The sequence below is a fragment of the Burkholderia sp. MR1-5-21 genome (assembly GCF_053427715.1).
The window spans coordinates 1-292 of sequence record NZ_JBSAXD010000161.1 but is presented as its reverse complement, the minus strand read 5'-3'; the positions used below and the strand labels follow the sequence as shown (position 1 = coordinate 292).

The 292-nt window shown below is 63.7% G+C and carries 1 protein-coding gene; it reads left to right on the top strand.

The window, feature by feature from the left end; translation table 11 throughout:
• Window positions 1-13: 13 nt before the first annotated feature.
• A partial coding sequence (locus ACV229_RS40880; protein WP_448088702.1) for a hypothetical protein occupies window positions 14-292 on the top strand: 279 nt, incomplete at its 3' end.

The window sequence follows — 292 nt, the reverse complement described above, 5'->3', positions numbered from 1 at the left end:
CGACAGCGAACCGATGCCGGTCGACGTCGACGTGGACAGCGACGCGATCGAGCTGTTCGCGGTCGAAAGCCCCGTCGAGGTCGAGGTCGACAGCGATGCGACCGAGCTGTTGGTCGACGAGAGGCCGGTGGACAGCGAACCAATGCCGGTCGAGGTTGACGTGGACAGCGATGCGATCGAGCTGTTGGTCGACGAGAGGCCGGTGGACAGCGAACCAATGCCGGTCGAAGTTGACGTGGACAGTGATGCGATCGAGCTATTCGCGGTCGAAAGCCCCGTCGAGGTCGAGGTC